This is a genomic window from Mesorhizobium sp. P2_B11, from assembly GCF_056404855.1.
This window is the reverse complement of sequence record NZ_JBFUDF010000001.1, coordinates 321,374-345,406: the sequence shown is the minus strand read 5'-3', so window position 1 is coordinate 345,406 and position 24,033 is coordinate 321,374. Positions and strand designations below refer to the sequence as shown.

At 63.5% G+C, this 24,033-nt stretch carries 20 protein-coding genes, 1 other RNA gene and 1 pseudogene; 8 read left to right on the top strand and 14 right to left on the bottom strand.

The window, feature by feature from the left end; translation table 11 throughout:
- Positions 1-49: 49 nt before the first annotated feature.
- Complete coding sequence (locus tag AC1DYJ_RS01525) at positions 50-1,342, bottom strand: imelysin family protein (RefSeq protein WP_477279362.1); 1,293 nt, start codon at positions 1,340-1,342, stop codon at positions 50-52.
- Between the two features lie 433 nt (positions 1,343-1,775).
- Between AC1DYJ_RS01525 and AC1DYJ_RS01520 the strand changes: the two genes are divergently transcribed.
- The gene (locus tag AC1DYJ_RS01520) at positions 1,776-3,029 is read left to right on the top strand and encodes an NAD(P)/FAD-dependent oxidoreductase (RefSeq protein WP_477279360.1); all 1,254 of its coding nucleotides are present in this window, start codon (positions 1,776-1,778) and stop codon (positions 3,027-3,029) included.
- A gap of 121 nt (positions 3,030-3,150) precedes the next feature.
- Here the strand turns inward: AC1DYJ_RS01520 and AC1DYJ_RS01515 are convergent, their stop codons facing one another.
- Complete coding sequence (locus AC1DYJ_RS01515; protein ID WP_477279358.1) at positions 3,151-4,428, bottom strand: 4-aminobutyrate--2-oxoglutarate transaminase; 1,278 nt, start codon at positions 4,426-4,428, stop codon at positions 3,151-3,153.
- Positions 4,429-4,653: 225 nt separating this feature from the next.
- Between AC1DYJ_RS01515 and AC1DYJ_RS01510 the strand changes: the two genes are divergently transcribed.
- Genes AC1DYJ_RS01510 through AC1DYJ_RS01500 form a run of 3 tightly spaced genes read left to right on the top strand, consistent with a single transcriptional unit; the run spans position 4,654 to position 9,949 of the window.
- On the top strand, positions 4,654-5,784 hold the full coding sequence (locus tag AC1DYJ_RS01510; RefSeq protein ID WP_477279356.1) for an efflux RND transporter periplasmic adaptor subunit: 1,131 nt from the start codon (positions 4,654-4,656) through the stop codon (positions 5,782-5,784).
- Positions 5,781-6,866 (top strand): efflux RND transporter periplasmic adaptor subunit, encoded by a 1,086-nt coding sequence (locus AC1DYJ_RS01505; RefSeq protein ID WP_477279354.1) that lies wholly within the window; start codon positions 5,781-5,783, stop codon positions 6,864-6,866. The genes AC1DYJ_RS01510 and AC1DYJ_RS01505 overlap by 4 nt, the downstream gene beginning before the upstream one ends.
- Positions 6,863-9,949 (top strand): efflux RND transporter permease subunit, encoded by a 3,087-nt coding sequence (locus AC1DYJ_RS01500; RefSeq protein WP_477279352.1) that lies wholly within the window; start codon positions 6,863-6,865, stop codon positions 9,947-9,949. The genes AC1DYJ_RS01505 and AC1DYJ_RS01500 overlap by 4 nt, the downstream gene beginning before the upstream one ends.
- Before the next feature lie 200 nt (positions 9,950-10,149).
- On the opposite strand, the gene AC1DYJ_RS01495 is transcribed toward AC1DYJ_RS01500, so the two are convergent.
- The 11 genes from AC1DYJ_RS01495 to ffs form a co-directional block, all read right to left on the bottom strand.
- Positions 10,150-10,896, bottom strand: coding sequence for an ABC transporter ATP-binding protein (locus AC1DYJ_RS01495; RefSeq protein ID WP_477279350.1), 747 nt, complete (start codon positions 10,894-10,896; stop codon positions 10,150-10,152).
- A complete protein-coding gene (locus AC1DYJ_RS01490; protein WP_477279348.1) occupies positions 10,893-11,729 on the bottom strand; it encodes an ABC transporter ATP-binding protein in 837 nt (278 codons plus the stop codon). The genes AC1DYJ_RS01495 and AC1DYJ_RS01490 overlap by 4 nt, the downstream gene beginning before the upstream one ends.
- A 10-nt stretch (positions 11,730-11,739) precedes the next feature.
- Positions 11,740-12,660: a nickel transporter permease gene (gene nikC / locus AC1DYJ_RS01485; protein ID WP_477279346.1), complete on the bottom strand. Its 921-nt coding sequence runs from the start codon at positions 12,658-12,660 to the stop codon at positions 11,740-11,742.
- Complete coding sequence (locus AC1DYJ_RS01480; RefSeq protein ID WP_477279344.1) at positions 12,657-13,724, bottom strand: ABC transporter permease; 1,068 nt, start codon at positions 13,722-13,724, stop codon at positions 12,657-12,659. The genes nikC and AC1DYJ_RS01480 overlap by 4 nt, the downstream gene beginning before the upstream one ends.
- Before the next feature lie 19 nt (positions 13,725-13,743).
- Positions 13,744-15,381: an ABC transporter substrate-binding protein gene (locus AC1DYJ_RS01475; RefSeq protein ID WP_477279342.1), complete on the bottom strand. Its 1,638-nt coding sequence runs from the start codon at positions 15,379-15,381 to the stop codon at positions 13,744-13,746.
- Positions 15,382-15,643: 262 nt separating this feature from the next.
- Complete coding sequence (locus AC1DYJ_RS01470; protein WP_477279340.1) at positions 15,644-16,921, bottom strand: lytic murein transglycosylase; 1,278 nt, start codon at positions 16,919-16,921, stop codon at positions 15,644-15,646.
- Between the two features lie 178 nt (positions 16,922-17,099).
- Complete coding sequence (recR, locus tag AC1DYJ_RS01465) at positions 17,100-17,705, bottom strand: recombination mediator RecR (protein ID WP_181056352.1); 606 nt, start codon at positions 17,703-17,705, stop codon at positions 17,100-17,102.
- A 97-nt stretch (positions 17,706-17,802) separates the two neighbouring features.
- A complete protein-coding gene (locus tag AC1DYJ_RS01460) occupies positions 17,803-18,771 on the bottom strand; it encodes a cell wall hydrolase (protein WP_477425915.1) in 969 nt (322 codons plus the stop codon).
- A gap of 218 nt (positions 18,772-18,989) precedes the next feature.
- Positions 18,990-19,313, bottom strand: a complete 324-nt coding sequence (locus AC1DYJ_RS01455) for a YbaB/EbfC family nucleoid-associated protein (RefSeq protein ID WP_454588116.1) — start codon at positions 19,311-19,313, stop codon at positions 18,990-18,992.
- 30 nt (positions 19,314-19,343) lie between these two features.
- Positions 19,344-21,176 carry a DNA polymerase III subunit gamma/tau gene (locus AC1DYJ_RS01450; RefSeq protein ID WP_477279336.1) on the bottom strand — a complete coding sequence of 611 codons (1,833 nt, stop codon included), beginning with the start codon at positions 21,174-21,176 and terminating at the stop codon, positions 19,344-19,346.
- 105 nt (positions 21,177-21,281) lie between these two features.
- Positions 21,282-21,378: signal recognition particle sRNA small type (gene ffs / locus AC1DYJ_RS01445), an RNA gene on the bottom strand.
- A gap of 158 nt (positions 21,379-21,536) precedes the next feature.
- On the opposite strand from ffs, the gene AC1DYJ_RS01440 reads away from it, so the two are divergent.
- Genes AC1DYJ_RS01440 through AC1DYJ_RS01430 form a run of 3 tightly spaced genes read left to right on the top strand, consistent with a single transcriptional unit; the run spans position 21,537 to position 23,263 of the window.
- Positions 21,537-21,956: an HIT domain-containing protein gene (locus AC1DYJ_RS01440; RefSeq protein ID WP_142868516.1), complete on the top strand. Its 420-nt coding sequence runs from the start codon at positions 21,537-21,539 to the stop codon at positions 21,954-21,956.
- A gap of 37 nt (positions 21,957-21,993) precedes the next feature.
- Positions 21,994-22,935 (top strand): NAD(+) diphosphatase, encoded by a 942-nt coding sequence (gene nudC / locus AC1DYJ_RS01435; RefSeq protein ID WP_477279334.1) that lies wholly within the window; start codon positions 21,994-21,996, stop codon positions 22,933-22,935.
- 22 nt (positions 22,936-22,957) lie between these two features.
- Entirely contained in the window at positions 22,958-23,263 is a 306-nt protein-coding gene (locus AC1DYJ_RS01430) for a Dabb family protein (protein WP_477279332.1), read from the top strand.
- A 3-nt stretch (positions 23,264-23,266) separates the two neighbouring features.
- Here the strand turns inward: AC1DYJ_RS01430 and AC1DYJ_RS01425 are convergent.
- Positions 23,267-23,509, bottom strand: a pseudogene (locus AC1DYJ_RS01425) (prephenate dehydratase); the annotation flags it as partial.
- A gap of 102 nt (positions 23,510-23,611) precedes the next feature.
- Here AC1DYJ_RS01425 and AC1DYJ_RS01420 point away from each other — a divergent pair.
- Positions 23,612-24,028 carry a hypothetical protein gene (locus AC1DYJ_RS01420; RefSeq protein WP_477279330.1) on the top strand — a complete coding sequence of 139 codons (417 nt, stop codon included), beginning with the start codon at positions 23,612-23,614 and terminating at the stop codon, positions 24,026-24,028.
- Positions 24,029-24,033 lie beyond the last annotated feature (5 nt).

The following is a 24,033-nucleotide window of genomic DNA, read 5'->3' as shown; positions in this document are numbered from 1 at the left end:
GGCTGACGGCGCCTCCTCCGCGCCGTTTGGCTGGTGGTTGGTTGAGGTGCTACTTGAACACCTTCTCCGGTGCATCGAGGCTGTCGGAACCTTCGAAAGCAATGTTGTTGAGCTTCAAGGCACCGACGGCGCGTTCGATCGACTTGGTCTGGTCGACCAGTGCGTCGATTGCCGCCTGCACGGTGGCGTTGCCTTCGGTGTTACCCTCGGCGATCTGCTGGTCATAGGCCTCGCCGGCCACCGCCCGCGCCTTGATCGCCTCCATCTTGGCAACCGAGACATCGAGCTTGTCGGACAGTTCCTTGTCGATCGCCGGATCGGCCGCCTTGACCATATCGTGCACCGACGGGCCCGAAACGACGGTGCCGTCGAGGCGGGTGTAGCTGGCGAGATAGGCGGCGCGGATGCCGATGGCGTCATAGAGATGCGAGTTGTAGGTGTTGTCGGAGAAGCAGTCGTGCTCCTCTTCCGGATCGTGCAGCAAGAGGCCGAGCTTCATGCGCTCGCCAGCCAGTTCGCCGTAGGACAGCGAGCCCATGCCGGTGAAGATCACCGAAATGGCGGTGTTCGGCTGGCCGTCGACGAGGTTCTTGCGGGCGGCGCCGTCTTCCTTCCAGTTGCCGACCATTTCCTGCAGGTCGGCGACCAGCAGGTCGCTGGCCGACTTCAGATACTCGGCACGGCGATCGCAATTGCCGCCGGTGCAGTTCTTGAGGTCATAGTCGGTGTAGGGCCGCTCGCCGGCGCCCGGGCCGGTGCCGTGCAGATCCTGGCCCCAGAGCAGGAACTCGATGGCGTGATAGCCGGTCGCGACATTGGCTTCGATGCCGCCGGCTTCCTGCAGCGTGCCGGATAGGAATTCCGGCGACAGCTTCGAAGCGTCGACTTTCTTGCCGTTGATCTCGATTTCCTTGTTGGCAATCACATTGGCGGTGTAGAGCGCGTTGGCATCGGACTCGGTGCCGTAGCTCTTGGCGACATAATCGATCAGGCCTTCGTCCAGCGGCCAGGAATTCACCTTGCCTTCCCAGTCGTCGACGATCTTGTTGCCGAAGCGATAGACCTCGGTCTGCTGGTAAGGCACGCGCGACGCCTTCCAGGCATCGCGGGCGGCGTTCAGCGTGTCCGCCGAAGGGTTGGCAAGCAGCGCGTCGACAGCCTTGTCGAGCGCCTGCGCCGTGGTCAGCGAATCCTCATATTTGGCCAGCGCGATGTCGGAATAGGTCTTGATGACCGCCTTGGCATCGATCTCCGCGGCCTTGGCCGGCAGGATGAAAACCGCCGCCGTCAACATTGCCGTGGCACCGATCGCAGCCAGCCTGCCGCCATATCGTGCTGTCATCATCATTCTCCAGTTCAAAGGGAATTCGGTAAAAGGCGCGCGTGCCAAGCGGTGCCAGGACATAGGCATGCCATGGGTCACGGCAGATACCGCGCCGCGCGGTTCACGGTAGAAAGACACCAAATGCCTCCAATCGAACGGGTTCAAGGCCCAAACATCAAAGGGATGCGCTGACGCGCGAGCCTCCATAAAACGATGGCGACGCCGGAAGTCAACTAGTGAACCCCAGAAAATTCAATTGAAACAACAGTTTAGAATTATTCTAAACTGGGACTATCAACTTTAAATCGTATCACCAACAGCCAAAGTGAGAGACACCGAGATTGACAGGCGACCGTTCCGGGTGCGACCCGGACCGGGGCTCTGGCGACGGCGGCAGACAATCGCCATCTGGCGGAACATCCTAGATTTGAAACAGGAATTCGGGGTTGCGATGAAGAATGGTGTCGTCATTGTCGGTGCGGGTCACGCGGGCGTGCAAGCGGCCGCCAGCCTGCGCGAGGAAGGCTATGACGGACCGGTTGTGCTGATCGGCGACGAGGACGAACTGCCCTACCACAAGCCGCCTTTGTCGAAGACCTTCATCAAGGATGCCGAGGCAAAGCCGCAGCCCTTGCGCGGCGAGGCCTTTTACACCGGCAGCACCATCGACTTTAGACCGGGCATCCGAATCGATCGCATCGATACGGCAGGCCGGACGCTGGACATAGCGGGCGGCGGCACGCTTGCCTTCGACCGCCTCATCCTGGCCACCGGTTCGCGACCACGGCTGCTGCCGCTGCCGGGCGCCGACCTCTCGGGCGTGCTGTCGCTGCGCTCGATCGCCGATGCGCGGCTGATCCGCGAACTCAGTGCGCAGAGCGACGACGTTGTCATTCTCGGCGGCGGCTTCATCGGACTGGAGATCGCGGCAACGCTGCGAGCGGCCGGCCGCAACGTCACCGTGGTCGAAGCGGTCGACCGGCTGCTCGGCCGCGCCGTGGCACCGGTAGTGGCGAGCCATGTCCGCCAGCGGCTGGAAACGATCGGCGTGCGCATCCTGACCGGCATCACCATTGCGAGGCTGGAAGGTGAAGACGGCCATGTCTCGGCCGCCGTCACGTCCACCGGCGAAAGGCTGCCGGCACGTATGGTGATCGTCGGTATCGGCGCGGTGCCGAATGTCGAACTGGCGCAGGCCGCCGGGCTGACTGTCGCCAACGGCATCCGCGTCGACCAGCAGATGCGCAGCTCGGTGCCGGATATTCTCGCCATCGGCGACGCCGCCTCCTACCGCCACTGGTCGACCGGCGGCGACGTGCGGCTGGAATCGGTGCAGAACGCCACCGACCAGGCGCGGCTTGCCGCGCGCACCATCACCGGCCACGCGGACGCCTATGGGGCGGTGCCATGGTTCTGGTCGGACATCGGCGACATGAAGTTGCAGATGGTCGGACTGACGTCGGGCGGCGACAGCCATGTCGTGCTGGGCGACCTCGCCGACAACAAGTTCTCGATCTACCACTATGCTGGAAGCCGGTTGCTCGGCATCGAATCGGTCAATCGCCCGGGTGACCACATGCTCGGCCGCAAGATGCTCGGCGCCGGGTTTTCGCCGACGCCGCAGACGGTGGCGGAAGGTCCTGATGGGATGAAGGCTGCGCTGGCTGCGTTTCAGCAGGATGAGCCGGCAAGGGCTGCGGGGTAGCGCACTTTACCCTCCCCCTTGTGGGGAGGGTCGATGCGAAGCATCGGGGCGGGGGCGGCGCCAAGCCCCCCACCCGGACCTTCGGTCCGACCTCCCCACAAGGGGGAGGTAGGGGTCGCCGCTAGGCCGCGCAGACTTCGCGGATCGAGCTTTCCAGGATGTCGAGCGCCTCGTTCATGACGTTGTCCTGGATGGTGATCGGCGCGAGGAAACGGATGACGTTGCCATAGACGCCGCAGGTCAGCAGGATCAGCCCCTTGTCGAGCGCCTTCAGCCGGATTGCGTTGGCGATCTCGGCCGATGGCAGGCCTTTCTTGACGTCGTTGAACTCGACAGCGTTCATGAAGCCGAGACCACGGATATCGACAATCTCGGGAACGTCGTCGCGGATCGCCGACAGGCGCTGCTTCAGCCGGGCGCCGAGCGCATTGGCGCGGTCACAGAGCTTTTCGTCTTCGATCACGTCGAGCACAGCGTGTGCCGCGGCAACCCCGATCGGGCTGCCGCCATAGGTGCCGCCGAGGCCACCAGGGCCGGGCGCATCCATGATTTCGGCCCGGCCGGTGACCGCCGACAGCGGGAAACCGCCGGCCAGGCTCTTGGCCATCGTGGTGATGTCGGCCGCGACCTCATGATGGTCCATCGCGAACATCTTGCCTGTGCGGGCAAAGCCGGTCTGCACCTCGTCGGCGATCAACAGCATGCCGTGCTGGTCACAGAGTTTGCGCAGCGCCGTCAGGAACTCGCGCGGCGCGTCGTAGAAACCGCCTTCGCCCTGAACCGGCTCGATGATGATGGCGGCCACGCGGGCCGGATCGACATCGGCCTTGAACAGCTTGTCGAGCGCGGCAAGCGAATCCGCGACCGACACGCCATGCAGCGGCACCGGGAACGGCGCATGGTAGACGTCGCCCGGCATGGCGCCGAAGCCGACCTTGTAAGGCACGACCTTGCCGGTTAGCGCCATGCCCATGAAGGTGCGGCCATGGAAGCCGCCGGCAAAGGCGATGACGGCCTGGCGGCCGGTGGCGTTGCGGGCGATCTTGATGGCGTTCTCGACGGCTTCAGCGCCCGTGGTAACGAAGATGGTCTTCTTCTCGAACTTGCCGGGCAGCATGGCGTTCAGCCGTTCGGCCAGCCTGACATAGCTCTCATAAGGCACCACCTGGTGGCAGGTGTGGGTGAAGCGGTCGAGCTGCGCCTTGACCGCCTCGATCACCTTGGGGTGCCGATGGCCGGTGTTGACGACGGCGATGCCGGAGGAGAAATCGATGTAGCGGCGGCCTTCGACGTCCCAGATCTCCGAATTTTCGGCGCGGTCGGCATAGATCTGCGTCGTCATGCCGACGCCGCGCGAGATCGACTGGTTCTTGCGTTCGGAAATGGCTGCGTTCTTCATGGTCATCCCTCGCCGGGCTGGCGCCCGCTCTTGCTTGACAGGTCTCAAGGCCTCTTCTGACCTTATTTCACGTTTTCCTCAAGTCGGCACCGTCGCCCGGCGATTGGGCCTGCCGCCGACCGATACGCGTACGAGGCCGGTTTCCTTTTTCCCGGGATCGATTATCCTCGCTTTTGTCTGTGACAGCTCACCCGTCATGAGCGGTCCGGATCGGTGAGGGACCCCATGAGCAGGAACGCGACTTCGTCCGCCCCGCAGCCCCCGGCCTCAGGCCTTTTTTCGTTTTCTCCCATCATCATCGTCTGCGCGGTGGCGCCGCTAATTCTGGCCGGTTGCCAGAAGCAGGAAGCGGCGGCCAAAAAGCTGCCGATCATGGTGCGCACCGAGACGGTGGCGATGGCCGATTATGCGCCAAGGACCTCACTGACCGGCGTGATTGCGGCGCGCACGCTGAACAATCTGTCGTTCCGTGTCGGTGGCCGCGTCGCCGAACGCCTCGTCGATGTCGGCCAGCATGTCAACAAGGACGCCGTGCTTGCCCGCATCGATCCGCAGGAACAGGAATCCGATCTGCGCTCGGCGCAGGCCGATCTCGACGCAGCGCAAGCGCAACTGACCCAGGCCGCCGCCGCCTTCGAACGGCAGAAGACCCTGCTCGCCCAGGGCTTTACCACCAGGCGCGACTATGATGCGGCCGACCAGGCGCAGAAAGTGGCGCAAGGCAGTGTCGATCGGGCGCAGAGCGCGCTTGCCAACGCCAAGGAGAACCTGTCCTTCACCGAGCTCAAGGCTGGTGCTGCCGGCGTCATCACCGCTCGCCAGGTCGAGGCCGGGCAAGTGGTGCAAGCGGCGCAGACTGTCTTCACCGTCGCCGAGGACGGCGACCGCGACGCGGTGTTCAACGTCCAGGAAACGCTGGTCGCCAAAACGGCGCCATCGCCGTCGGTGACGATCACGCTGCTGACCGACCCACAGGTTAAGGCCTTGGGCAAGGTGCGCGAAGTTTCCCCCGCGGTCGATCCGGCTTCGGGGTCGGTTCGGGTCAAGGTCGGTGTTGCCGACACGCCGGAAGGCATGCCGCTCGGCGCCACCGTCATCGGCTCGGTCAACGCCAGGCCGGCGAAAGCCATCATCCTGCCCTGGCAGGCGCTGACTTCGGTCGAGGGCAAGCCGGCTGTCTGGATTGTCGATCCCTCGACCAAAGCGGTGACAACAGCCCTGGTCAATGTGCTGGCCTTCGATTCCGGCGTGGTCGTCGTCGACAAGGGGCTGGAGGCCGGACAAAGCGTCGTCACCGCCGGTGGCCAGTTGCTCAGCCCCGGACAGGCGGTCGAGATCTCGGGAGCCGGACAATGAGGCGGCGGCGTATCCTGCTCTTTGTGTCTGCCTTGTCTGCAATAGCGGCGCTCGCTGGCTGCTCGAAATCGGAGGAAAAACCGCCCGAGATCATCCGGCCGGTGCTGTCGACGGTGATCGAGCCGCAGACGACGCGAACCTTCGGCTTCGCCGGCTCCATCGAGCCCCAGGTCAGCGCCGACCTCGCCTTCCGCCTGCTCGGCCGGGTCGTCTCGCGTGACGTCAAGGTCGGCGATATCGTCAGCAAGGGCACGACGATCGCCACGCTCGATCCGACGGCGCTGGAACTTGCGGTCCAGGCGGCCAGGGCCGAACTCTCCAATGCAGAGGCGCAATTCACCAACGCCGCCGCCAGCGAGGACCGCCAGCGCCAATTGCTTGCCGCCGCCAACACCTCGCAGGCCGTCTTCGACGCCGCGCAACAGGCGCGGCAAGCCGCCGAAGCCGGCGTCGAGCGCGCCAAGGCGGCGCTTGCCAAATCGCAGGAGCAGCTTGGTTACGCCAGGCTGTTTTCGGACTTCGACGGCGTCGTCACCGCGACCGGCGCGGAGGTGGGACAGACGGTCTCAGCCGGTCAGACGATCGTCACTGTGGCGCGTTCGGATTTGCGCGAAGCGGTGGTCGACATTCCCGACCAACTGACCGGCGACCTCTCCGTCGGCACACCTTTCGAGGTCATCCTGCAATCGCTGCCATCGATCCAAACCCAGGCCACGCTGCGCGAGATCGCGCCGCAGGCCGATCCCTCGACGCGCAGCCGCCGCGTCAAGCTGACGCTCACCGATCCGCCGCAAGCCTTCCGGCTCGGCTCCACCGTGACGGCGACACGGGTGGCGAAAGTGGCGCCGACGATCGAGCTGCCACTATCGGCACTGCTGCAGAAGAATGGCGGCGACAAGGTCTGGATCGTCGACGAAAAGACGTCGAGCGTCTCGACGCGCGAGATCAAGATCGCTTCGAAGAACAGCGCCAGCTTCATCGTCGCCGAAGGGCTCGAAGCGGGGATGCGCGTCGTCACCGCCGGCGTCCACAGCCTGGAGGAGGGCCAGAAGGTCAAGATCCCTAGAGGAGGCGCGTCATGAAGGGGTTCAACCTCTCCGACTGGGCGCTCAACCATCGCTCGCTGGTCTGGTACTTCATGCTGGTCTTCGTCGTCGCCGGCATCTTCGCCTACCTCAATCTCGGCCGCGAGGAAGATCCGAACTTCACCATCAAGACCATGGTTATCCAAGCCAACTGGCCGGGCGCCTCGGTCAACGAGACGGTGCGGCAGGTCACCGACCGGATCGAGAAGAAGCTCCAGGAGCTCGACAGCCTCGACTTCACCCGCTCGGTCACCACGGCGGGCAAGACCGTCATCTTCGTCAACCTGAAGGACACCACCAAGGCCCGCGATGTCGTGCCGAACTGGACCCAGGTGCGCAATATGGTCAACGACATCTGGGCGCAGTTTCCGCAAGGCGTGCAGGGTCCGTTCTTCAACGACCGTTTCGGCGACGTCTTCGGCAATATCTACGCCTTCACCTCGGACGGGCTGACGCCGCGCCAGTTGCGCGACTATGTCGAGGATGTCAGGACCCAGATCCTGACGGTGCCGAACGCCGGCAAGGTCGACCTGGTCGGCGCCCAGGACGAAGCCATCTATCTCGAATTCTCGACCCGTCAGATCGCAGCCCTCGGCCTCAACCAGCAGGCGATTGTGGCCAGCCTGCAGGACCAGAACGCCATCACGCCGTCGGGCGTCATCGAATCCGGGCCCGAGCGCGTCAGCGTGCGCGTCGGCGGACAGTTCACCTCCGAGGAAAGCCTGCGCGGCATCAATCTGCGCGTCAACGACCGCTTCTTCCGGCTGAGCGATGTGGCGACGATCCGGCGCGGCTATGCCGATCCGCCAACCGCCCTGTTCCGCTTCAACGGCCAGGACGCGATCGGGCTCGCCATCGGCATGAAGCCCAATGCCAACCTGCTCGAATTCGGCGCAGCACTCGAGAAGAAAATGGACGAGGTGCTGACCGACCTGCCGATCGGCGTCGGCGTGCATCTGGTTGCCGACCAGCCGGTGATCGTGGAGGAAGCCGTTTCCGGCTTCACCCGGGCGCTGTTCGAGGCTGTCGCCATCGTGCTTGCCGTGTCCTTCATCAGTCTTGGCATGCGCGCCGGCTTCGTCGTGGCGCTGTCGATCCCGCTGGTGCTGGCCATCACCTTTACCGTGATGGCGTATCTCGGCATCTCGCTGCAGCGCATTTCGCTGGGCGCGCTGATCATCGCGCTCGGGCTTTTGGTCGACGACGCGATGATTGCGGTCGAGATGATGGTGGCGCGGCTCGAGGTCGGCGACAATCTGCGCAAGGCGGCAACCTATGTCTACACATCGACCGCCTTCCCGATGCTGACCGGTACGCTGGTGACGGTCGCCGGCTTCATCCCGATCGGCCTCAACAACAGCGCGGCCGGCGAATACACCTTTACGCTGTTCGTCGTCATCGCGGTCTCGCTCCTGGTGTCATGGATCGTGGCGGTGCTGTTTGCGCCGCTGCTCGGCGTCACCATCCTGCCGGCGACGATGAAGCACAAACATGAGCAGGCCGGACGTTTCACCAAGCTGTTTCGGCGCGTGCTGGTGGGCTCGGTGCGCCATCACTGGCTGACCATCTTCGTCACGGTATTGTTGTTTGCCGGCTCGATAGCCGGCTTCGGCCTTGTCCAGCAGCAGTTCTTCCCGCCCTCGGACCGGCCCGAGCTGATCGTCGACTGGAGCCTGCCGCAGAATTCCTCCGTCACCGAGACGCGCGACCAGATCGAGCGCTTCGAAGGCCGGGCGCTCGCCGGCAATCCCGACGTCGACCATTTCTCGTCCTATATCGGCCAGGGTGCGGTGCGCTTCCTGCTCGCCTTCGACGTGCAGCCGGCCAATCCCTATTTCGGCCAGACCGTCATCGTCACCAAGAGCATCGAGGCGCGCAACCGGCTGAAGCCGGTGCTGGAGAAGCTGCTGCGCGAGGAATTCGTCGGCACCGACGCCTTCGTCAAGCCGCTCGAGCTCGGGCCGCCGGTCGGGCGCCCGGTGCAGTACCGTGTCGGTGGTCCCGACATCCAGACGGTGCGCGAACTGGCGCAGCAATTTGCCGGCCTGATCTCGGTCAATCCGAAGCTCGCGGCGCCGACCTTCGACTGGAACGAGCCGCAGCGCGTGCTGAGGGTCGACGTACTGCAGGACAAGGCGCGCCAGCTCGGCATCACCTCCTCCGACATCGCCAGCGCACTGAACAGCACGGTCGGCGGGGCCACCATCACCCAGGTGCGCGACGCCACCTATCTGATCAACGTCATCGCCCGCTCGCGAGAGGCCGAGCGCGGCTCGATCGACACGCTGCAGAACATGCAGCTGCCGACCGGCAACGGCGAGGCGATCCCGCTCGCGGCGGTGGCGAACTTCCGTTACGACCTCGAACAGCCGACGGTGTGGCGGCGCAACCGCATCCCGACGATCACCGTGCGCGCCGGTCTGGTTGGTGACGTGCTGCCGGCGACCGTCGTCAACGAATTGAAGCCGTCGGTCGACGCCTTCATCGCCAAGCTGCCACCCGGCTATTCGGTGGCGACCGCCGGCTCGGTCGAGGAAAGCGCAAAGAGCCAGGGACCGATCGCCGCGGTGGTGCCGCTGATGCTGTTCGTCATGGCGACCATCCTGATGATCCAGCTGCAGAGCTTCCAGCGCCTGTTCCTGGTGGTGGCGGTGGCGCCGCTCGGCCTGATCGGCGTGGTCGCGGCCCTGGTGCCTAGCGGCGCGCCGCTCGGCTTCGTCGCCATCCTCGGCGTGCTGGCGCTGATCGGCATCCTGATCCGCAACTCGGTTATCCTGATCGTGCAGATCGAGGATCTGGTACGGGAAGGCAAGGATCGCTGGGAGGCCGTCATCGAAGCGACCGAGCACCGCATGCGGCCGATCGCGTTGACGGCGGCCGCCGCCAGCCTGGCGCTAATCCCGATCGCGCGCGAAGTGTTCTGGGGCCCGATGGCCTACGCCATGATGGGCGGCATCATCGCCGGTACGGCGATCACGCTGCTGTTCCTGCCGGCGCTTTATGTGACTTGGTTCAGGATCAAGGAGCCGAGGGTGGAGGCGGACACCGTGGTGGAAAGCGCTGCTGTTGCGGAGACGTGAGGCAAGGTCGAGTTCCTTCGCGCCCCCCTCTGTCCTGCCGGACATCTCCCCCACGAGGGGGGAGATCAGCGGCTTTGGCGCAGCGCCAATTCTGCAACGCCGGTGATTAGCGAAAATCGCGACGGCAGCTGATCTCCCCACCCGTGGGGGAGATGGCCGGCAGGCCAGAGGGGGGCGCGACAGATCGCGGCGTAGGCTATCTAAACCCGCACAAACCCCTCGCTCGCCCTCAGCAGATTGCGCGTGTAATCCTTCTCCACCCGGTGCCCGATCAGCTGGCTTGCGGTGAGATTTTCGACCGCTTCGCCGTTCTGCATCACCATCAGCCGCTCGCACATATGGGTGATGATGGCGAGGTCATGGCTGACCATCAGGAAGGTCAGCTTGCGCCGCCGGCGGACCTCTTCGAGCAGGTTGAGCACCTCGGCCTGCACCGATGCGTCGAGGGCCGAGGTCGGCTCGTCGAGCAGCAGGATCGAGGGTTCGAGGATCAGCGCGCGCGCAATCGCAACACGCTGGCGCTGGCCGCCCGACAGTTGGTGCGCGTAGCGGAAGCGGAAGCCGTTGCCGAGGCCGACCTCGTCCAGCGCTTGCTGGATACGCTTTTCGCCGTCGGCAAAACCGTGGATGGCGAGCGGTTCCTGCAGCAGGCGGTCGACGGTCTGGCGCGGATGCAGCGAGCCATAGGGGTCCTGGAAGACCATCTGCACTTCGCGATAAAAAGCCTTGTCGCGGCGCGGTCCCAGCGTCTTGCCGTTGACTGTGATGGTGCCGGATTTGGCCGGCACGAGGCCGGCGATGGCTTTCAGCAATGTCGACTTGCCGGAACCGCTCTCGCCGACCAGCCCGAAGGAATCACCGGATTGCACGTCGAGGCTGACACCCTTCAGCGCGCGAAAACGGTCGAACACCACCTCCAGCCCGTCGATGGAAATGGCTGGAGTCATGCCGCCCACTCCGGCTTGCGGTCGAGCACCGGCAGCGGATGGCGTTCGTAACCGATCCTCGGCATGCAGTTGAGCAGGCCGCGCGTGTAGGGATGCTGGGCGTCGCGCAGTTCCGAGGCCTTGAGCTGCTCGACCACCTTGCCGGCATACATGACGATGACGCGATCGCAAAAAGAGGCGACCAGCCGCAGATCATGCGAGATGAAGATCAGCCTCATGCCGCGCTCGCTGACCAGCTTGTCGAGGATGTTCAGCACATCGAGCTGCACGGTGACATCGAGCGCCGAGGTCGGCTCATCGGCAATCATCAGTTCAGGTCCGGCGATCAGCATCATGGCGATCATGGCGCGCTGGCCCATGCCGCCGGAGACCTCGTGCGGATGGAGGTCGAAGACGCGCGACGGATCTCGGATCTGCACTGCTTCGAGCATGGCCAACGCCCGCTCGCGCGCCTCGGCCTTGGAGACCTTCTCATGTGTGCGCAGCGTCTCGACGATCTGGCGGCCAATGCTCATCACCGGGTCGAGCGAATATTTCGGATCCTGCAGGATCATGGCGATACGCTTGCCGCGCAGCGCCCGGCGCTGGCGAGCCGGCATGGCCAAAAGGTCGATGCCATCAAGGGCTAGCTTCTTGGCCGACACAAGGGCCTGCGGCGGCGTCAGCCCCATAATGGCGCGACCGGTCTGCGACTTGCCGGAACCGCTTTCGCCGACAATGCCGAGCCGCTCGCGGCCGAGCGAGAAGGTGACGCCGCGCACCGCCTGGATCAGGCCGGTGCGGGTCGGGAAGTCGACACGCAGATCGTCGACATCGAGAAGGGTGCCGCTCATTGATCGCCGCTCATTGGTCGCCACTCCGGGGATCAAGCGCGTCGCGAAGGCCGTCGCCAAGCAGGTTGAAGCCGAGGCTGACGATCAGGATGGCAAAGCCCGGCGCGCCGGCAACCCACCATTGGTCGAGCACGAAGCGGCGGCCCGACGCAATCATCGTGCCCCATTCCGGCAGCGGCGGCTGCGCGCCGAGGCCGAGGAAGCCAAGGCCGGCGGCGGTGAGGATGATGCCGGCCATGTCGAGCGTCACCCGGATGATCAGCGAGGAGATGCAGAGCGGCATGATGTGGCGCAGCACGATGCGGAACGGCGAGGCGCCCATCAGCTGCACCGCCTTGATGTAATCGGAGTTGCGCACGGTCAGCGTTTCGGCACGGGCGATGCGCGCATAGGGCGGCCAGGAGGTGATGGCGATGGCCAGCACCGCGTTCTCGATGCCGGGGCCAAGTGCCGCGACAAAGGCCAGCGCCAGGATGAGCTTGGGAAAGGCGAGGAAAATGTCGGTGATGCGCATCAGGATCGCATCGGTCCAGCCGCCCGCATAGCCGGCGACGGTGCCGACGAGCAGGCCGATGGGTGCGGCGATGATGGCGACGAGGATGACGACATAGAGCGTCCAGCGCGAGCCAAAAAGAATGCGCGAATAGATATCGCGGCCGAGATCGTCGGTGCCGAACCAGTGCGCCGCGCTCGGCGCCAAGAGCCTCGCGTTCTTCAGGTCACCAATGGTCGGCGAATAGGGTGCCAGCACATCGGCGAAGGCGGCGACGACCAGCAGCGCGATAATGATCAGCAGGCCGAGAAACGCCAGCCGGTTGGCGGAAAAACGCCGCCAGGCGACATAGGCGCGGCCGAGCCTTGCCTGCATGCGCGAAGCCGGCCGATCGCTCAGCAGCCACTCGCGTCGAGTCTGGATTGCCTCGGCGCTCATCCTGCTTTCGTCCTCGGATCAAGCACCTTGTAGAGCAAGTCGGACAGGAGGTTGATGCCGATGAACACCGAGCCGATGACGATGGTGCCGCCAAGCACGGCGTTCATGTCGGCGTTCTGCAGCGAATTGGTGATGTAGAGGCCGATGCCGGGCCAGGAAAACACAGTCTCGGTCAGCACCGAACCTTCGAGCAGCCCGGCATAGGACAGCGCGATAACCGTGACCATCGGCACGGCCGCATTGCGCAGCGCGTGGCCCCAGATGATGCGCGTCTCCGACAGGCCCTTGGCGCGCGCGGCGACGATGTATTCCTGCGACAGCTCGTTCAGCATGAAGGAGCGCGTCATGCGGCTGATATAGGCGAGCGAGAAATAGCCGAGCAGCGAGGCCGGCAGGATGATGTGGCGGTAGGCGTCGTAGAAGACATCCCATTGCCCCTGCATGGCGGCGTCGAGCAGATAGAAGCCGGTGATCGGCGTGAAGGTGTATTCGTAGACGACGTCCAGGCGCGCGGGGAAAGCCACCCATTGCAGCTTGGCGTAGAACAGGACCAGCCCCAGAAGCCCGATCCAGAAGATCGGCACGGAATAGCCGATCAGGCCGATGACGCGTACGATCTGGTCGATGAGGCTGCCGCGCCGGACCGCGGCGAGCACGCCAAGCGGCACGCCGATCAGCGTGCCGATCAGCGTGCCTAAAGTTGCCAGCTCGATGGTCGCCGGAAAGGCGCGGCGGATGTCGGTCATGACCGGATTGGTGGTCAGCACCGAAGTGCCGAAATCGCCATTCAGCGCGTTCTTCACATAGATATAGAACTGCTCGATCAGCGGCAGGTCGAGACCCATCTCGCGACGCGTGCGCTCGACGACATTGGCCGGCGCCCGATCGCCGAGCACCGCGAGCACCGGGTCGATCGGGATGACGCGGCCAATGAAGAAGGTCACCGCGAGCAGGCCAAGATAGGTCGTGATCGCGATGACCAGGAAACGGCCGATCGCTGAGGCAATAGCAACAGCACGGGCGCTTCCGCGCCCGGCTGGAACTTCGCTTTCAACCGCGCTCATGCGGCGCGTCCGCTAAACGCTATTCCTTGGAGACCGGCCCGACGAAGTTGCTGTCGAAGCTCGGGCCGAGCGCGAAGCCCTTCAGGTTTTTGCGCAGGCCGGCCACTTCCAACTGCTGGTGGATGACGACGAAGGGGCTGGTGTCGAGGATCTTCTTCTCCAGGTCCTGGTACATTGCGGCGCGCTTGGCCGCATCCTTCTCGAGCAAGGCGGCTTCCGTCTGCTTGGTCAGGTCCGGAATGTCCCAGGCGTTGCGCCAGGCGAGCGTCTTGGTCTTGCCTGCATCCGAATTGTCCGGGTTGGAGGCAAAGGTCTGGGCATTGGAGTTCGGATCGAAATAATCCTGGCCCCACTGGCCGATATATATGTCGTGGTTGCGGGCGCGATATTTGGTCAGCGTCTGCTTGCCGTCGCCGGGGATGATCTCCAGCTTGATGCCGGCCTGTCCCAGCGTCTGCTGGATCGATTCCGCCATGCCCGTGGTCGGCTGTCCCGTGCGTACGTCCATGGTGACGCTGAAGCCGTCAGCCAGACCGGCCTTGGCGAGCAACTCCTTGGCCTTGGCGACGTCCAACTTGAACGGATTCTCGTCCAGCTCACCCAGCACGCCTTTGGGCAGGAAGGTCTGGTGGATTTCGCCGATGCCCTTGAGGATGGTCGTGCTCAACGCATCATAGTCGACCAGATATTTGAAGGCCTGGCGAACCTCGGGTTTGGCGAGGTTAGGATTCTTCTGGTTGAGGCTGACGTAGTAGACGGTGCCCTTCGGCGCGCTGGTGGTGGTGAGGTCGGCGTTCTTGGCGATGGCGTCGAGGTCGTTGGGCTCGAGATTGCGGGCGACGTCGATGTCACCGGCTTCGAGCGCCAGGCGCTGCGCCGAGCTTTCCTTCATGTTGCGGTAGATGACGCGGGCAAGCTTGGCTTTCTCGCCATAGTAGTTGTCGTTGCGCTCCATGACGACGACCTCGTTGGCTCGCCATTCACGCAGCTTGTAGACGCCGGAGCCGGCATAGCCCGTCTTCAGCCAGGCGTTGCCGAAGTCGTTGTCGTATTTGTAGTCGGCGCTCGGCGTGACCGCTGCGACATGTTCCTTGACCAGCTTGGCATCGACCACCGAGGCGACCGTTGCCGACAGGCAGTTCAAGACGAAGCTCGGCGCATAGGCCTTGTCGACGGTGAACTGGAACGTCGCATCGTCGACCGCCTTGGCCTTGTCGGTGACGTTGTCGCCGCTGATGCCGAACTGGCCGATGATGAAGGCCGGGCTCTTGTCCAGCTTGACGGCGCGCTCGAACGAGTAGGCGACGTCGGCCGCGGTGACCGGATTGCCGGATGCGAATTTCAGGCCGGGCTTGAGCTTGAACGTATAGACCAGGCCATCGTCGGAGACGGTCCAGCTCTCGGCGAGGTCGCCCTTGACCTTGGAGGTGTCGCTGAGGTCGAGGCGCACCAGCAGATCATAGGTGTTGCCGGTGACCTCGGCGGTCGACAGCTCGAACGCCTCGCCCGGATCCATGGAGATGATGTCGTCGATGGCGAAACCTTCGACCAGCGTGTCGGCAGGCGTTACCGCGAAGGCGGGCGCTACGAGCAGCGCGGACAGCGCCGCCCCTGCGAGCAAAGCGCGCGAGCGTAGAGCAAACTTTTCCATCATCATGATGATCGTTCCCTGTTTTGTTGATTGTTGACCCCGAGTTCCCGGCTCAGGGCTGCAGTAATCTTTTTCGCGGCCGAAGGACGACCGTTAGACCCCTTACCGTGTTGATTTTTTTCCAATTGGTCAACACCCTATTCGGCAGCCTGCCAACCGGCAACGGGCATTTATGAGCCGGCGCAGTGGAGCAGAATGCGCTCTGCGCGTCGAAGCATGAGCGAGCCAATCAAGACCGCCGATTGGGAAAAATCTGCTCTTGTCAGTGCTACTTGATCGCGGCGACCAAATCGGCGTCGGGAAAGCAGGTGGCGGCGCGGCCGTTCTTTTCCTGCCAGCTGCCGATCGAGCGGCGGGTCTTGAAGCCGGGCAGTCCGTCGGCGCTGCCGACATCGTAGCCCTTGGCCTCCAGCGCCCGCTGCAAGGTGGCGATGTCGGAACGATGCAGACCGCCGACCGGACCCCATTTGCCGGCGAAGTCGGCATCGCCATGGGCGATGCGGTCGGCGCCGTGGCCGATGAACAGGGCATAGAGGTCGCTGGTATTGTATTCCTTCAGCACGTAGAAATTGGGCGTGGCGATGAAGGCGGGTCCGCTGCGCCCGGCCGGCATCAGCAGAAAGCCTTCGGCCTTCAGTTCGCTGCCCGGAAACCGTTTGCCGCCGACGCGGCTGATGCCCAGCGCCGCCCATTGCGATATCTTCCTGCCCTGGTCAGGGCCTTCTAGCGAGCAGGAAACGCTTGCCGGCACCGTGACCTCGAAACCCCAGCCGCGACCCTTTACCCAGCCGTAGTGGACGAGATAGTTGGCGATCGAGGCAAGCACGTCCGGGGTCGAATTCCAGATGTCGGGGTGGCCATCACGGTCGAAATCGACGGCATGCTTGAGGAAGGAGGTCGGCATGAATTGTGGCTGGCCGAGTGCGCCGGCCCAGGACGATTTCATGGCGCCGACCGGCGCCAGTCCGCGCTCGACGATCTCAAGGGCGGCCAGAACTTCGGTGCGGAAGAAATCTTTCTTGGTCGACATGAACGCCTTGGTGCCGAGCACCTGAAACGCATCGTAGGGCATTTTCGCCGCGCCGAACCCGGTTTCACGCCCCCAGATCGCCAACAGCACCTCGCGCGGGACGCCATAGCGCCTCTCGATGGCGGCCAGCGTCCTGGCATTGGCCGCTTCGCGCGTGCGCCCACCTGATGTGACGGCACGCACCGTCTTTTCGGCGAAATAGGCGCCGGGCGAGCCGAACTCGGCCTGATGCTGTTTTTGCGGAGTTTTGGGTTTCTCGCCGGGTAGGACGAGGTCGGGCAGTTTAAGATTCGGCTTCACGCCGTCGAAGGCGGCATCGAAGGTGGCTTTGGAGATGCCTTTGGTCTGGGCTTCGGGCCAGAGGTCGGTCTGGAGCCAGGTGCGGAACTGGTCGTCGATTTTGGCGGCGGATGCGGGAGAGGCGAAAAGCAGCGCGACAAGGGAGGCGAGAAACGTGACGAGCGCCAATCTGAAAGATCCGCGTTCTGTCGCGCCCCCCTCTGTCCTGCCGGACATCTCCCCCACAAGGGGTGAGATTAGCCGTGTTGGCGCCGCGCCCCTTCCTGCAACGTGGGAGACTGGCGAAAGCCGTCGTGACATCTGATCTCCCCCCTCGTGGGGGAGATGTCCGGCAGGACAGAGGGGGGCGCGAAGGAATGCAGTCATCTCGGCAGCACCCTCCGCGCCAATTGCGTCAAAACGCCGTCCGCGAGCGCAAAGCCGCCGCCAACGTTCCCTCGTCGAGATAATCAAGCTCGCCGCCGACCGGCACACCATGCGCCAGTCTGGTCACCTTGACCTCGAAACCGGAGAGCTGGTCGGTCAGGTAATGCGCCGTCGTCTGGCCCTCGACCGTGGCGTTGACGGCGAGGATCACCTCTTTGACCTCACCGCCGGCGACGCGGTCGACCAGTGAGCGGATGTTGAGCTGTTCGGGGCCGATGCCATCGAGCGGCGACAGCGTGCCGCCGAGCACGTGGTAGCGCACGTTCATCGCCGCCGCCCGCTCCAGCGCCCAGAGGTCGGAGACATCCTCGACAACGATCAGCGTTGAGGCATCGCGGCGCGGATCGGTGCAGATCATGCAGGGATCGGAGGTATCGACATTGCCGCAGGTCGTGCAGATGCGCACCTTGTCGGCCGCCTCGCCCATGGCGGCGGCGAGCGGCGACAAAAGCTGCTCCTTCTTCTTGATCAGGTGCAGGGCGGCGCGCCTGGCCGAACGCGGCCCAAGCCCCGGCACCTTGGCCAGCAACTGGATCAGGCGTTCGATCTCGGGACCGGCGATTCGCTTGGACATCGCATTGATCTAGGATTTTTCCGCGCGCTTTGAAACATGCCGCATACGCAAACGACCCGCCATGCTGCCATGACGGGTCGTGAAATGCTGCGGGCCTTTAGTAGGCGGAGAGCGGCCGGGTCTGGTCTACGATCATCGCGCCGATGGCGTCGGTGTTCTCAGGTGTCGACTGGAAGCCCATCGACGCTTCCTGCGTCGCTGATGGCACCGAGGTGATGTAGCGGGCGTTCAGCGTGCCACCGAAGCGCGAGGCATCGGGTTCGGCCATTGGCTCCTGCATCGCCACTTCGGTCTGCTTGGCGGCGACGCGGGCGCCCTTCACGGGGGCTACGGCTGCCGTCACATAGGTCTGCTCGGCCGGGGCGGCGATTGCCTTGGCCGCGCGAGACGCTGTGGCCTGCTTGGCGGGGTCCGGACGGACGATCGTTTTCACCACCGGCTCGGCGTAAGCCACCTGCACCGGCGCTTCAGGCACAGGCGCGCGCGGCGTCGCCGAGGCGACCATGGTCGTGCCTTCATCCGGCAGCGGCTTCCAGTTGCGGCCGCGCTTCTCATAGAAGGCGTTGCCGCCGGCTACCATGGTGTAGTGCATGTTCTTGTAGGGGAACTTCAGGCCGGCGGTGTGGAAGTACATGGTGTTCTTCAGCTTGGCCTTACGCTCGCCCTTGAGCACGGCGTCGGCGGCTTCCTCGACATCGGGCATCGCCTTGGAATTCATCGGCCGCGTCATCACGCCGGGCGCGAACTGGCCCGGTTCGCCGACGACCTGGCAAATGGTGGTGCCATGATTACCGGAACGCAACCGGTTCATCACCACCGTGCCGACGGCGATCATGCCGTCACGGCTCGAGCGGTTGGACTCGAAAAACATCGCCCGCTCCAGGCATTCCTTTTCCTTCGGCGTGTTGCGGTAGGCGCGCGGCGAGAGGAAGCTGGGGGTTATGGCGTCGGTCAGGCTGGCGACCGACATGCCGTGAGAAGACGTGGTCTGGCTGCAACCCRCCAGGAACAGTGGGGAGAAGATGATGCCGAGCAACAGCGGCGTCTTCCATCGCGTAGCGATCAACAAAAGTGCCTCATTTTCCAGATGCCAACCCGTCCCAGGATGTGGCAAGAATGAGACTCTTAAAGGCAAAAAGATGGCTAAAGGATTAGCATTCGTGCAGCATAGGTAAAACTTTATAAATGCCCGGATATGTCCGCGTGAGCAAAGCCGGGGAAAGTCTTAACAATAGCCCCGGCAGCCGATTTCCGTTCATAATCAATTAACTGGTGGCAGCCGGCTCAGAACGGCAATTTCATTCCGGGCGGGATCGGCAAGCCTGCCGTCAGCGCCTTGGTCTTCTCCTGCATGATCTGCTCGACCTTATTTTTGGCGTCATTGTGGGCGGCCAGAAGCAGGTCTTCGAGGATCTCGACATCGTCCTCCTTAAACAGCGACGGATCGATCTTCAGCGACTTCATCTCGAACTTGCCGGTCAGCGTGACGTTGACCAGGCCGCCGCCGGCCTGCCCGCTTGCTTCAAGCGTGGCGATCTCGTCCTGCATGGCCTGGAACTTGGCCTGCATTTCCTTCGCCTTGCCCATCAGGCCGAGAAGATCTTTCATGGTCGGGTCCTTTGCGGATTCGTGCTGTGGTCAGGTTTCGTCGTCGTCGCCCGGTGGCTCGACCGGCACTTCGGCCTTGTCGGTATCGACTTCCGGCGCGTCGGGAATGCGCACGTCGATGATCTTGGCGCCGGGAAAGCGCGCTAGGATGGCGGCCACCGTCGGGTCGCTTTTCGCATCGGAGAAAGCGGTCTCGCGCTTGGTCGATTCCATCTCGGCCAGAGTCTGGCCGCCCTCTTCCTTCGATAGCGACACCAGCCAGTTGCGGCCGGTCCAGGCGCGCAGCTTGGCGGTCAGCTCATTGAGCAGCATCTTGGGCGCATCATCGGTCAAGCTGACGTCGATGCGGCCGGGCTCGATCCGCACCAGGCGCACACAGCGCTTGACCTGCACCTTGAACGCCATGTCGCGCTGCAGGTCGGCGAGGGCGACGATGTCGGCCAGAGACTTCACCGGGACGGCGGGCGTTTCGACAACCGGTTCCGGCGCCGGGACAAAGGCGGCCGGCAAAGGTTGCGGCTCGACCAGCCGCATGGTCTGAGCGCCGCTGCCACTGGGCGTCGGCATGCGCGACTGCGCCACGGCGCTGCCGCCGCCATTGCCTAGTGTCCCCGGGCCGGGGCTGGCCGGCGCGCCATTCGGACGTGGCGTGCCGCTCGAGACGGAAGCGCCGCTCTCCAGCGATTTCAGTGCCTCGTCCAGTGTCGGCAGGTCGGCGGCGTGCGCCAGCCGGATCAGCACCATTTCACCGGCGCTGACCGGGCGGTTGGACGATTGCACCTCGGGAATGCCTTTCAACAGCATCTGCCAGGTCCGCGACAGCACCTTGACCGACAGCGTGCTGGCGAAGTCGGCGCCGCGCCGGCGTTCGTCCTCGGACAGTGAGGCATCGTCGGCAGCCGTCGGCACGAAGCGCAGCCGGGTGACGAGGTGGTTGAACTCGGCAAGATCGGTGAGCACCGCGGCCGGATCAGCGCCGGTGTCATACTGGTTGCGGAATTCGGCCAGCGCCGCCGCCACATCGCCTTTCATCACATGTTCGAACAGGTCGACGATGCGGGCGCGGTCGGCGAGCCCCAGCATGGCGCGCACCGCTTCGGCGCTGACGGCGCCGCCGCCATGAGCGATCGCCTGATCAAGGATGGACAGCGAATCGCGGGCCGAACCTTCGGCAGCGCGCGCGATCATTGCCAGCGCATCGTCGTCGACCGAAATGCCTTCCTTGCCGGCAATCGAGGAGAGATGCGCGACCAGCGCGCCGGCATCGATGCGCCTGAGATCAAAGCGCTGGCAGCGCGACAGGACGGTGATCGGCACTTTGCGGATTTCGGTGGTGGCGAAGATGAATTTGACGTGCGGCGGCGGCTCTTCGAGCGTCTTCAACAGGCCGTTGAAGGCCTGGGTGGAGAGCATGTGCACTTCGTCGATGATGTAGACCTTGTAGCGCGCCGACACTGGGGCATAGCGCACGCGCTCGATGATATCCCTGATGTCGTCGATGCCGGTGTGCGATGCGGCGTCCATCTCGATGACGTCGACATGGCGGCCTTCCATGATCGCCTGGCAGTGCTCGCCCAAAACGGCGAGGTCAACGGACGGCTGGTCGGCTGTCGGCGTCTTGTAGTTGAGTGCCCGCGCCAGGATGCGCGCCGTGGTCGTCTTGCCGACACCGCGCACGCCGGTCAGCATCCAGGCCTGGGCGATGCGGCCGGTGGAAAAGGCGTTGGTCAGCGTGCGGACCATCGGCTCCTGGCCGATCAGTTCGGAGAAATTCGACGGACGGTATTTGCGCGCCAGAACGCGATAGGCGGCGGCCTTTTGCTTATCCAGGTTTTCTGGGCCCGAATTTCCGGCTTCGCTCATTCGCCCGTAAAGCTCCAAAAGGCCGCGTCCGAGGCTGGCCGATTCCTGCTAATAGTCTCGCCCGCGCTGCAATGCGTCGTCAATGTCGCGAGAGGGGCCGATGAGGTGGGAGGCTGGAACAATGACCCGTTCCGGGCTCGTTAGGGCTGCTTCCTTCCGGACCTGACCCGGTTGGCGAGTGGATCGTCCACCACCAACCTCCCGCGTTCCATATCGGCAATTGCGCGATGAAATGCAAGGGTGCATTGAGAATCGGGCGCCCTCAAGCTCCGCCGCGCAATGAATCGCTTGCAGCCCCCGTGCAGCCGCTCTAGCGTTCATAGGTTGGGAAATAATGCGAGAAACGCAAGGGAAACGCCAATGCTGCCGGGCCTCAAGGCCGGATTCACGCTCGACTCCAGGCTGGAGGCAGACAGCGAGCAGCTGATGTGGCTCGGCCTGTGCGAACTCAGGGTGATGAACGACCGCCGCTGGCCATGGCTGGTCCTGGTGCCGCAGCGGCCCGGCATCGAGGAAATCCACGATATGACGCCGCTCGACCAGGCGATGCTGACCTTCGAGACCAATATGGTGGCGCAGGCGCTGAAAAGAACCACCGGCTGCACCAAGATCAACACCGGCGCGCTCGGCAACATCGTGCGGCAATTGCATGTCCATGTCATTGCCCGCTCCGAAGGCGATCCGGGCTGGCCGGGTCCGGTATGGGGGCACGGCATGCGCGAGCCTTATCAACGTTCCGACATCCGCCGGTTTGCGCAACAGATAAAGGCGGCGCTATAAACTGCGCCCGTGTCCATCCCTGAACCTTCGAGCTTCCATGACCTTTCGCCTGTTTGACGCGCCCTTGCGCGAACCGAGCCACTTCGTCGGTTTCGCCGGCAACACGATCGATCGGCAATCCGAGAACCGCGCCGACGATTCCGTCGAAAGGGCGCTCGCCGATCCCAGAGCACGGCTTTTGCCGATGCATGGCGGGCGGCTGTATCTGAAATTCAACGACGGCAATTTCGACCCGTGGTTCGATGTCGCCGGCAGCGAGCTACTGCGACCGTCCTTCGCGCATGGCGTCCTGCTTGGTTTTGCCGAGAGCGGCCCGGTGCTGGCCGTACCGGTCGGCCTCGATCCCGAACAGTTGCCGGAGACCATCAAGGCCATCGACTATCGCTCGGTCTATATGCAGGGGCTGATCGACGAGGCTTCCGCCGGCGCGCTGGCGCAAGGTGCGGCGCTGCTTGCCTGGCATGCCAGCCATCGTTTCTGCAGCAAATGCGGCCATGAATCGCAAATGCGTGCCGGCGGCTACAAGCGGCACTGCCCTAACTGTGGCACCGAGCATTTTCCGCGCACCGATCCGGTGGCGATCATGCTGACGGTGACACGCGAAAAATGCCTGCTCGGCCGCGGCCGGCATTTCGGCCCCGGCATGTATTCGGCACTTGCCGGCTTCATCGAGCCGGGCGAAACGATCGAGGCCGCGGTGCGCCGCGAGACGCTGGAGGAAGCCGGCATCAGGCTCGGCCGCGTCGTCTACCATGCCAGCCAGCCCTGGCCGTTTCCCTATTCGCTGATGATCGGCTGTTTCGGCGAGCCGCTCAACGAGAACATCCAGGCCGACCTCAACGAGCTGGAAGATTGCCGCTGGTTTTTCCGCGACGAGGTCCGCTCTATGCTGGAGCGGACGCACAAGGACAATCTGGTGACGCCGCCGAAAGGCGCCATCGCGCACCACCTGATCCGCGCCTGGGTCGATAGCGAGTAAGTAGGGATAACGGGAGCAAGAAATGATCCGTCACACCGTGATATTCACCCTCAAGCACCCGCAATACTCGCTGGAGGAAAAGCGGTTTCTCTCGGACGCCAAGCGCATCCTCAGCGCGATCAAGGGCGTCACCCAGTTCGAGCCGTTGCGGCAGGTCAGCCCGAAGAACGACTATCACTTCGGCTTCTCGATGGAGTTCGCTGATCAGGCTGCCTACACCAGATACAATGAGCATCCCGACCACATCGCCTTCGTGCGCGACCGCTGGGTGCCGGAAGTCGAGAGATTTCTCGAGATCGACTACGTGCCGCTGACCCTTCTGGTTTAAGGCTTAGTCCGCGACCTTCCACTGCTCGCGCGACTCGCTGGCGGGATAGACGCCCAGAATACGCACTTCGCGCGAGAAGAAGCGCAGCTCGTCTAGCGCTAGCTTGACCAGCGGATCGTCGGGATGGCCCTCGATATCGGCGTAAAACAGCGTCGCCGTGAAGGCGCCGAGCTGGTAGCTCTCCAGCTTGGTCATGTTGATGCCGTTGGTGGCGAAGCCGGCCATCGCCTTGTAGAGCGCGGCCGGCTGTGCCGCTGGGCTGTGGATAGCACTGGGAGCCTTCCGCCGAGAGCATCCCCGCAACCATCCCCTGAGCCTCTCGGATATTTGATAGGAGGTTCGAAATCATTGAGCCGCAGGCATGATAGAAATGCACCGTGTCTTGCTGGAGCAAAAGCGGAGCCCGCCATGCCTTTACTGCTTATCTTGCCTCCAATTTACATGAGCGTTAACTTCAATCAACCATCGCACCATAACATCGACTACACATACGACAGCAGATTCAATACCTGCATCGAGAGCCAGCCGGAATCCTATTGTGAATGTGTATTCGACACCTCAAAAATGCTTGAGGACAACGACAAGATACTAGATATATTCATAAATTCTAAAAATGAGAAATTAGTATTCAAGATGTTTGATGATCTTATATCAGGTGACGAATATGACTATCACGTTTTCCGATCAAGAAAAGATAAATCAGAATTTGTTAGGGGAAAGATGGAGCTTTTTCTGGCCGAAGTTAAGCGAAGGTGCGGCTCTTAAGGCTC

Coding starts and splice junctions, on each gene's coding strand:
- AC1DYJ_RS01525 (WP_477279362.1), bottom strand. CDS start 1,342: ATGACAGCACGATATGGCGGCAGGCTGGCTGCGATCGGTGCCACGGCA.
- AC1DYJ_RS01520 (WP_477279360.1), top strand. CDS start 1,776: ATGAAGAATGGTGTCGTCATTGTCGGTGCGGGTCACGCGGGCGTGCAA.
- AC1DYJ_RS01515 (WP_477279358.1), bottom strand. CDS start 4,428: ATGAAGAACGCAGCCATTTCCGAACGCAAGAACCAGTCGATCTCGCGC.
- AC1DYJ_RS01510 (WP_477279356.1), top strand. CDS start 4,654: ATGAGCAGGAACGCGACTTCGTCCGCCCCGCAGCCCCCGGCCTCAGGC.
- AC1DYJ_RS01505 (WP_477279354.1), top strand. CDS start 5,781: ATGAGGCGGCGGCGTATCCTGCTCTTTGTGTCTGCCTTGTCTGCAATA.
- AC1DYJ_RS01500 (WP_477279352.1), top strand. CDS start 6,863: ATGAAGGGGTTCAACCTCTCCGACTGGGCGCTCAACCATCGCTCGCTG.
- AC1DYJ_RS01495 (WP_477279350.1), bottom strand. CDS start 10,896: ATGACTCCAGCCATTTCCATCGACGGGCTGGAGGTGGTGTTCGACCGT.
- AC1DYJ_RS01490 (WP_477279348.1), bottom strand. CDS start 11,729: ATGAGCGGCACCCTTCTCGATGTCGACGATCTGCGTGTCGACTTCCCG.
- nikC (WP_477279346.1), bottom strand. CDS start 12,660: ATGAGCGCCGAGGCAATCCAGACTCGACGCGAGTGGCTGCTGAGCGAT.
- AC1DYJ_RS01480 (WP_477279344.1), bottom strand. CDS start 13,724: ATGAGCGCGGTTGAAAGCGAAGTTCCAGCCGGGCGCGGAAGCGCCCGT.
- AC1DYJ_RS01475 (WP_477279342.1), bottom strand. CDS start 15,381: ATGATGATGGAAAAGTTTGCTCTACGCTCGCGCGCTTTGCTCGCAGGG.
- AC1DYJ_RS01470 (WP_477279340.1), bottom strand. CDS start 16,921: ATGTCCGGCAGGACAGAGGGGGGCGCGACAGAACGCGGATCTTTCAGA.
- recR (WP_181056352.1), bottom strand. CDS start 17,705: ATGTCCAAGCGAATCGCCGGTCCCGAGATCGAACGCCTGATCCAGTTG.
- AC1DYJ_RS01455 (WP_454588116.1), bottom strand. CDS start 19,313: ATGAAAGATCTTCTCGGCCTGATGGGCAAGGCGAAGGAAATGCAGGCC.
- AC1DYJ_RS01450 (WP_477279336.1), bottom strand. CDS start 21,176: ATGAGCGAAGCCGGAAATTCGGGCCCAGAAAACCTGGATAAGCAAAAG.
- AC1DYJ_RS01440 (WP_142868516.1), top strand. CDS start 21,537: ATGCTGCCGGGCCTCAAGGCCGGATTCACGCTCGACTCCAGGCTGGAG.
- nudC (WP_477279334.1), top strand. CDS start 21,994: ATGACCTTTCGCCTGTTTGACGCGCCCTTGCGCGAACCGAGCCACTTC.
- AC1DYJ_RS01430 (WP_477279332.1), top strand. CDS start 22,958: ATGATCCGTCACACCGTGATATTCACCCTCAAGCACCCGCAATACTCG.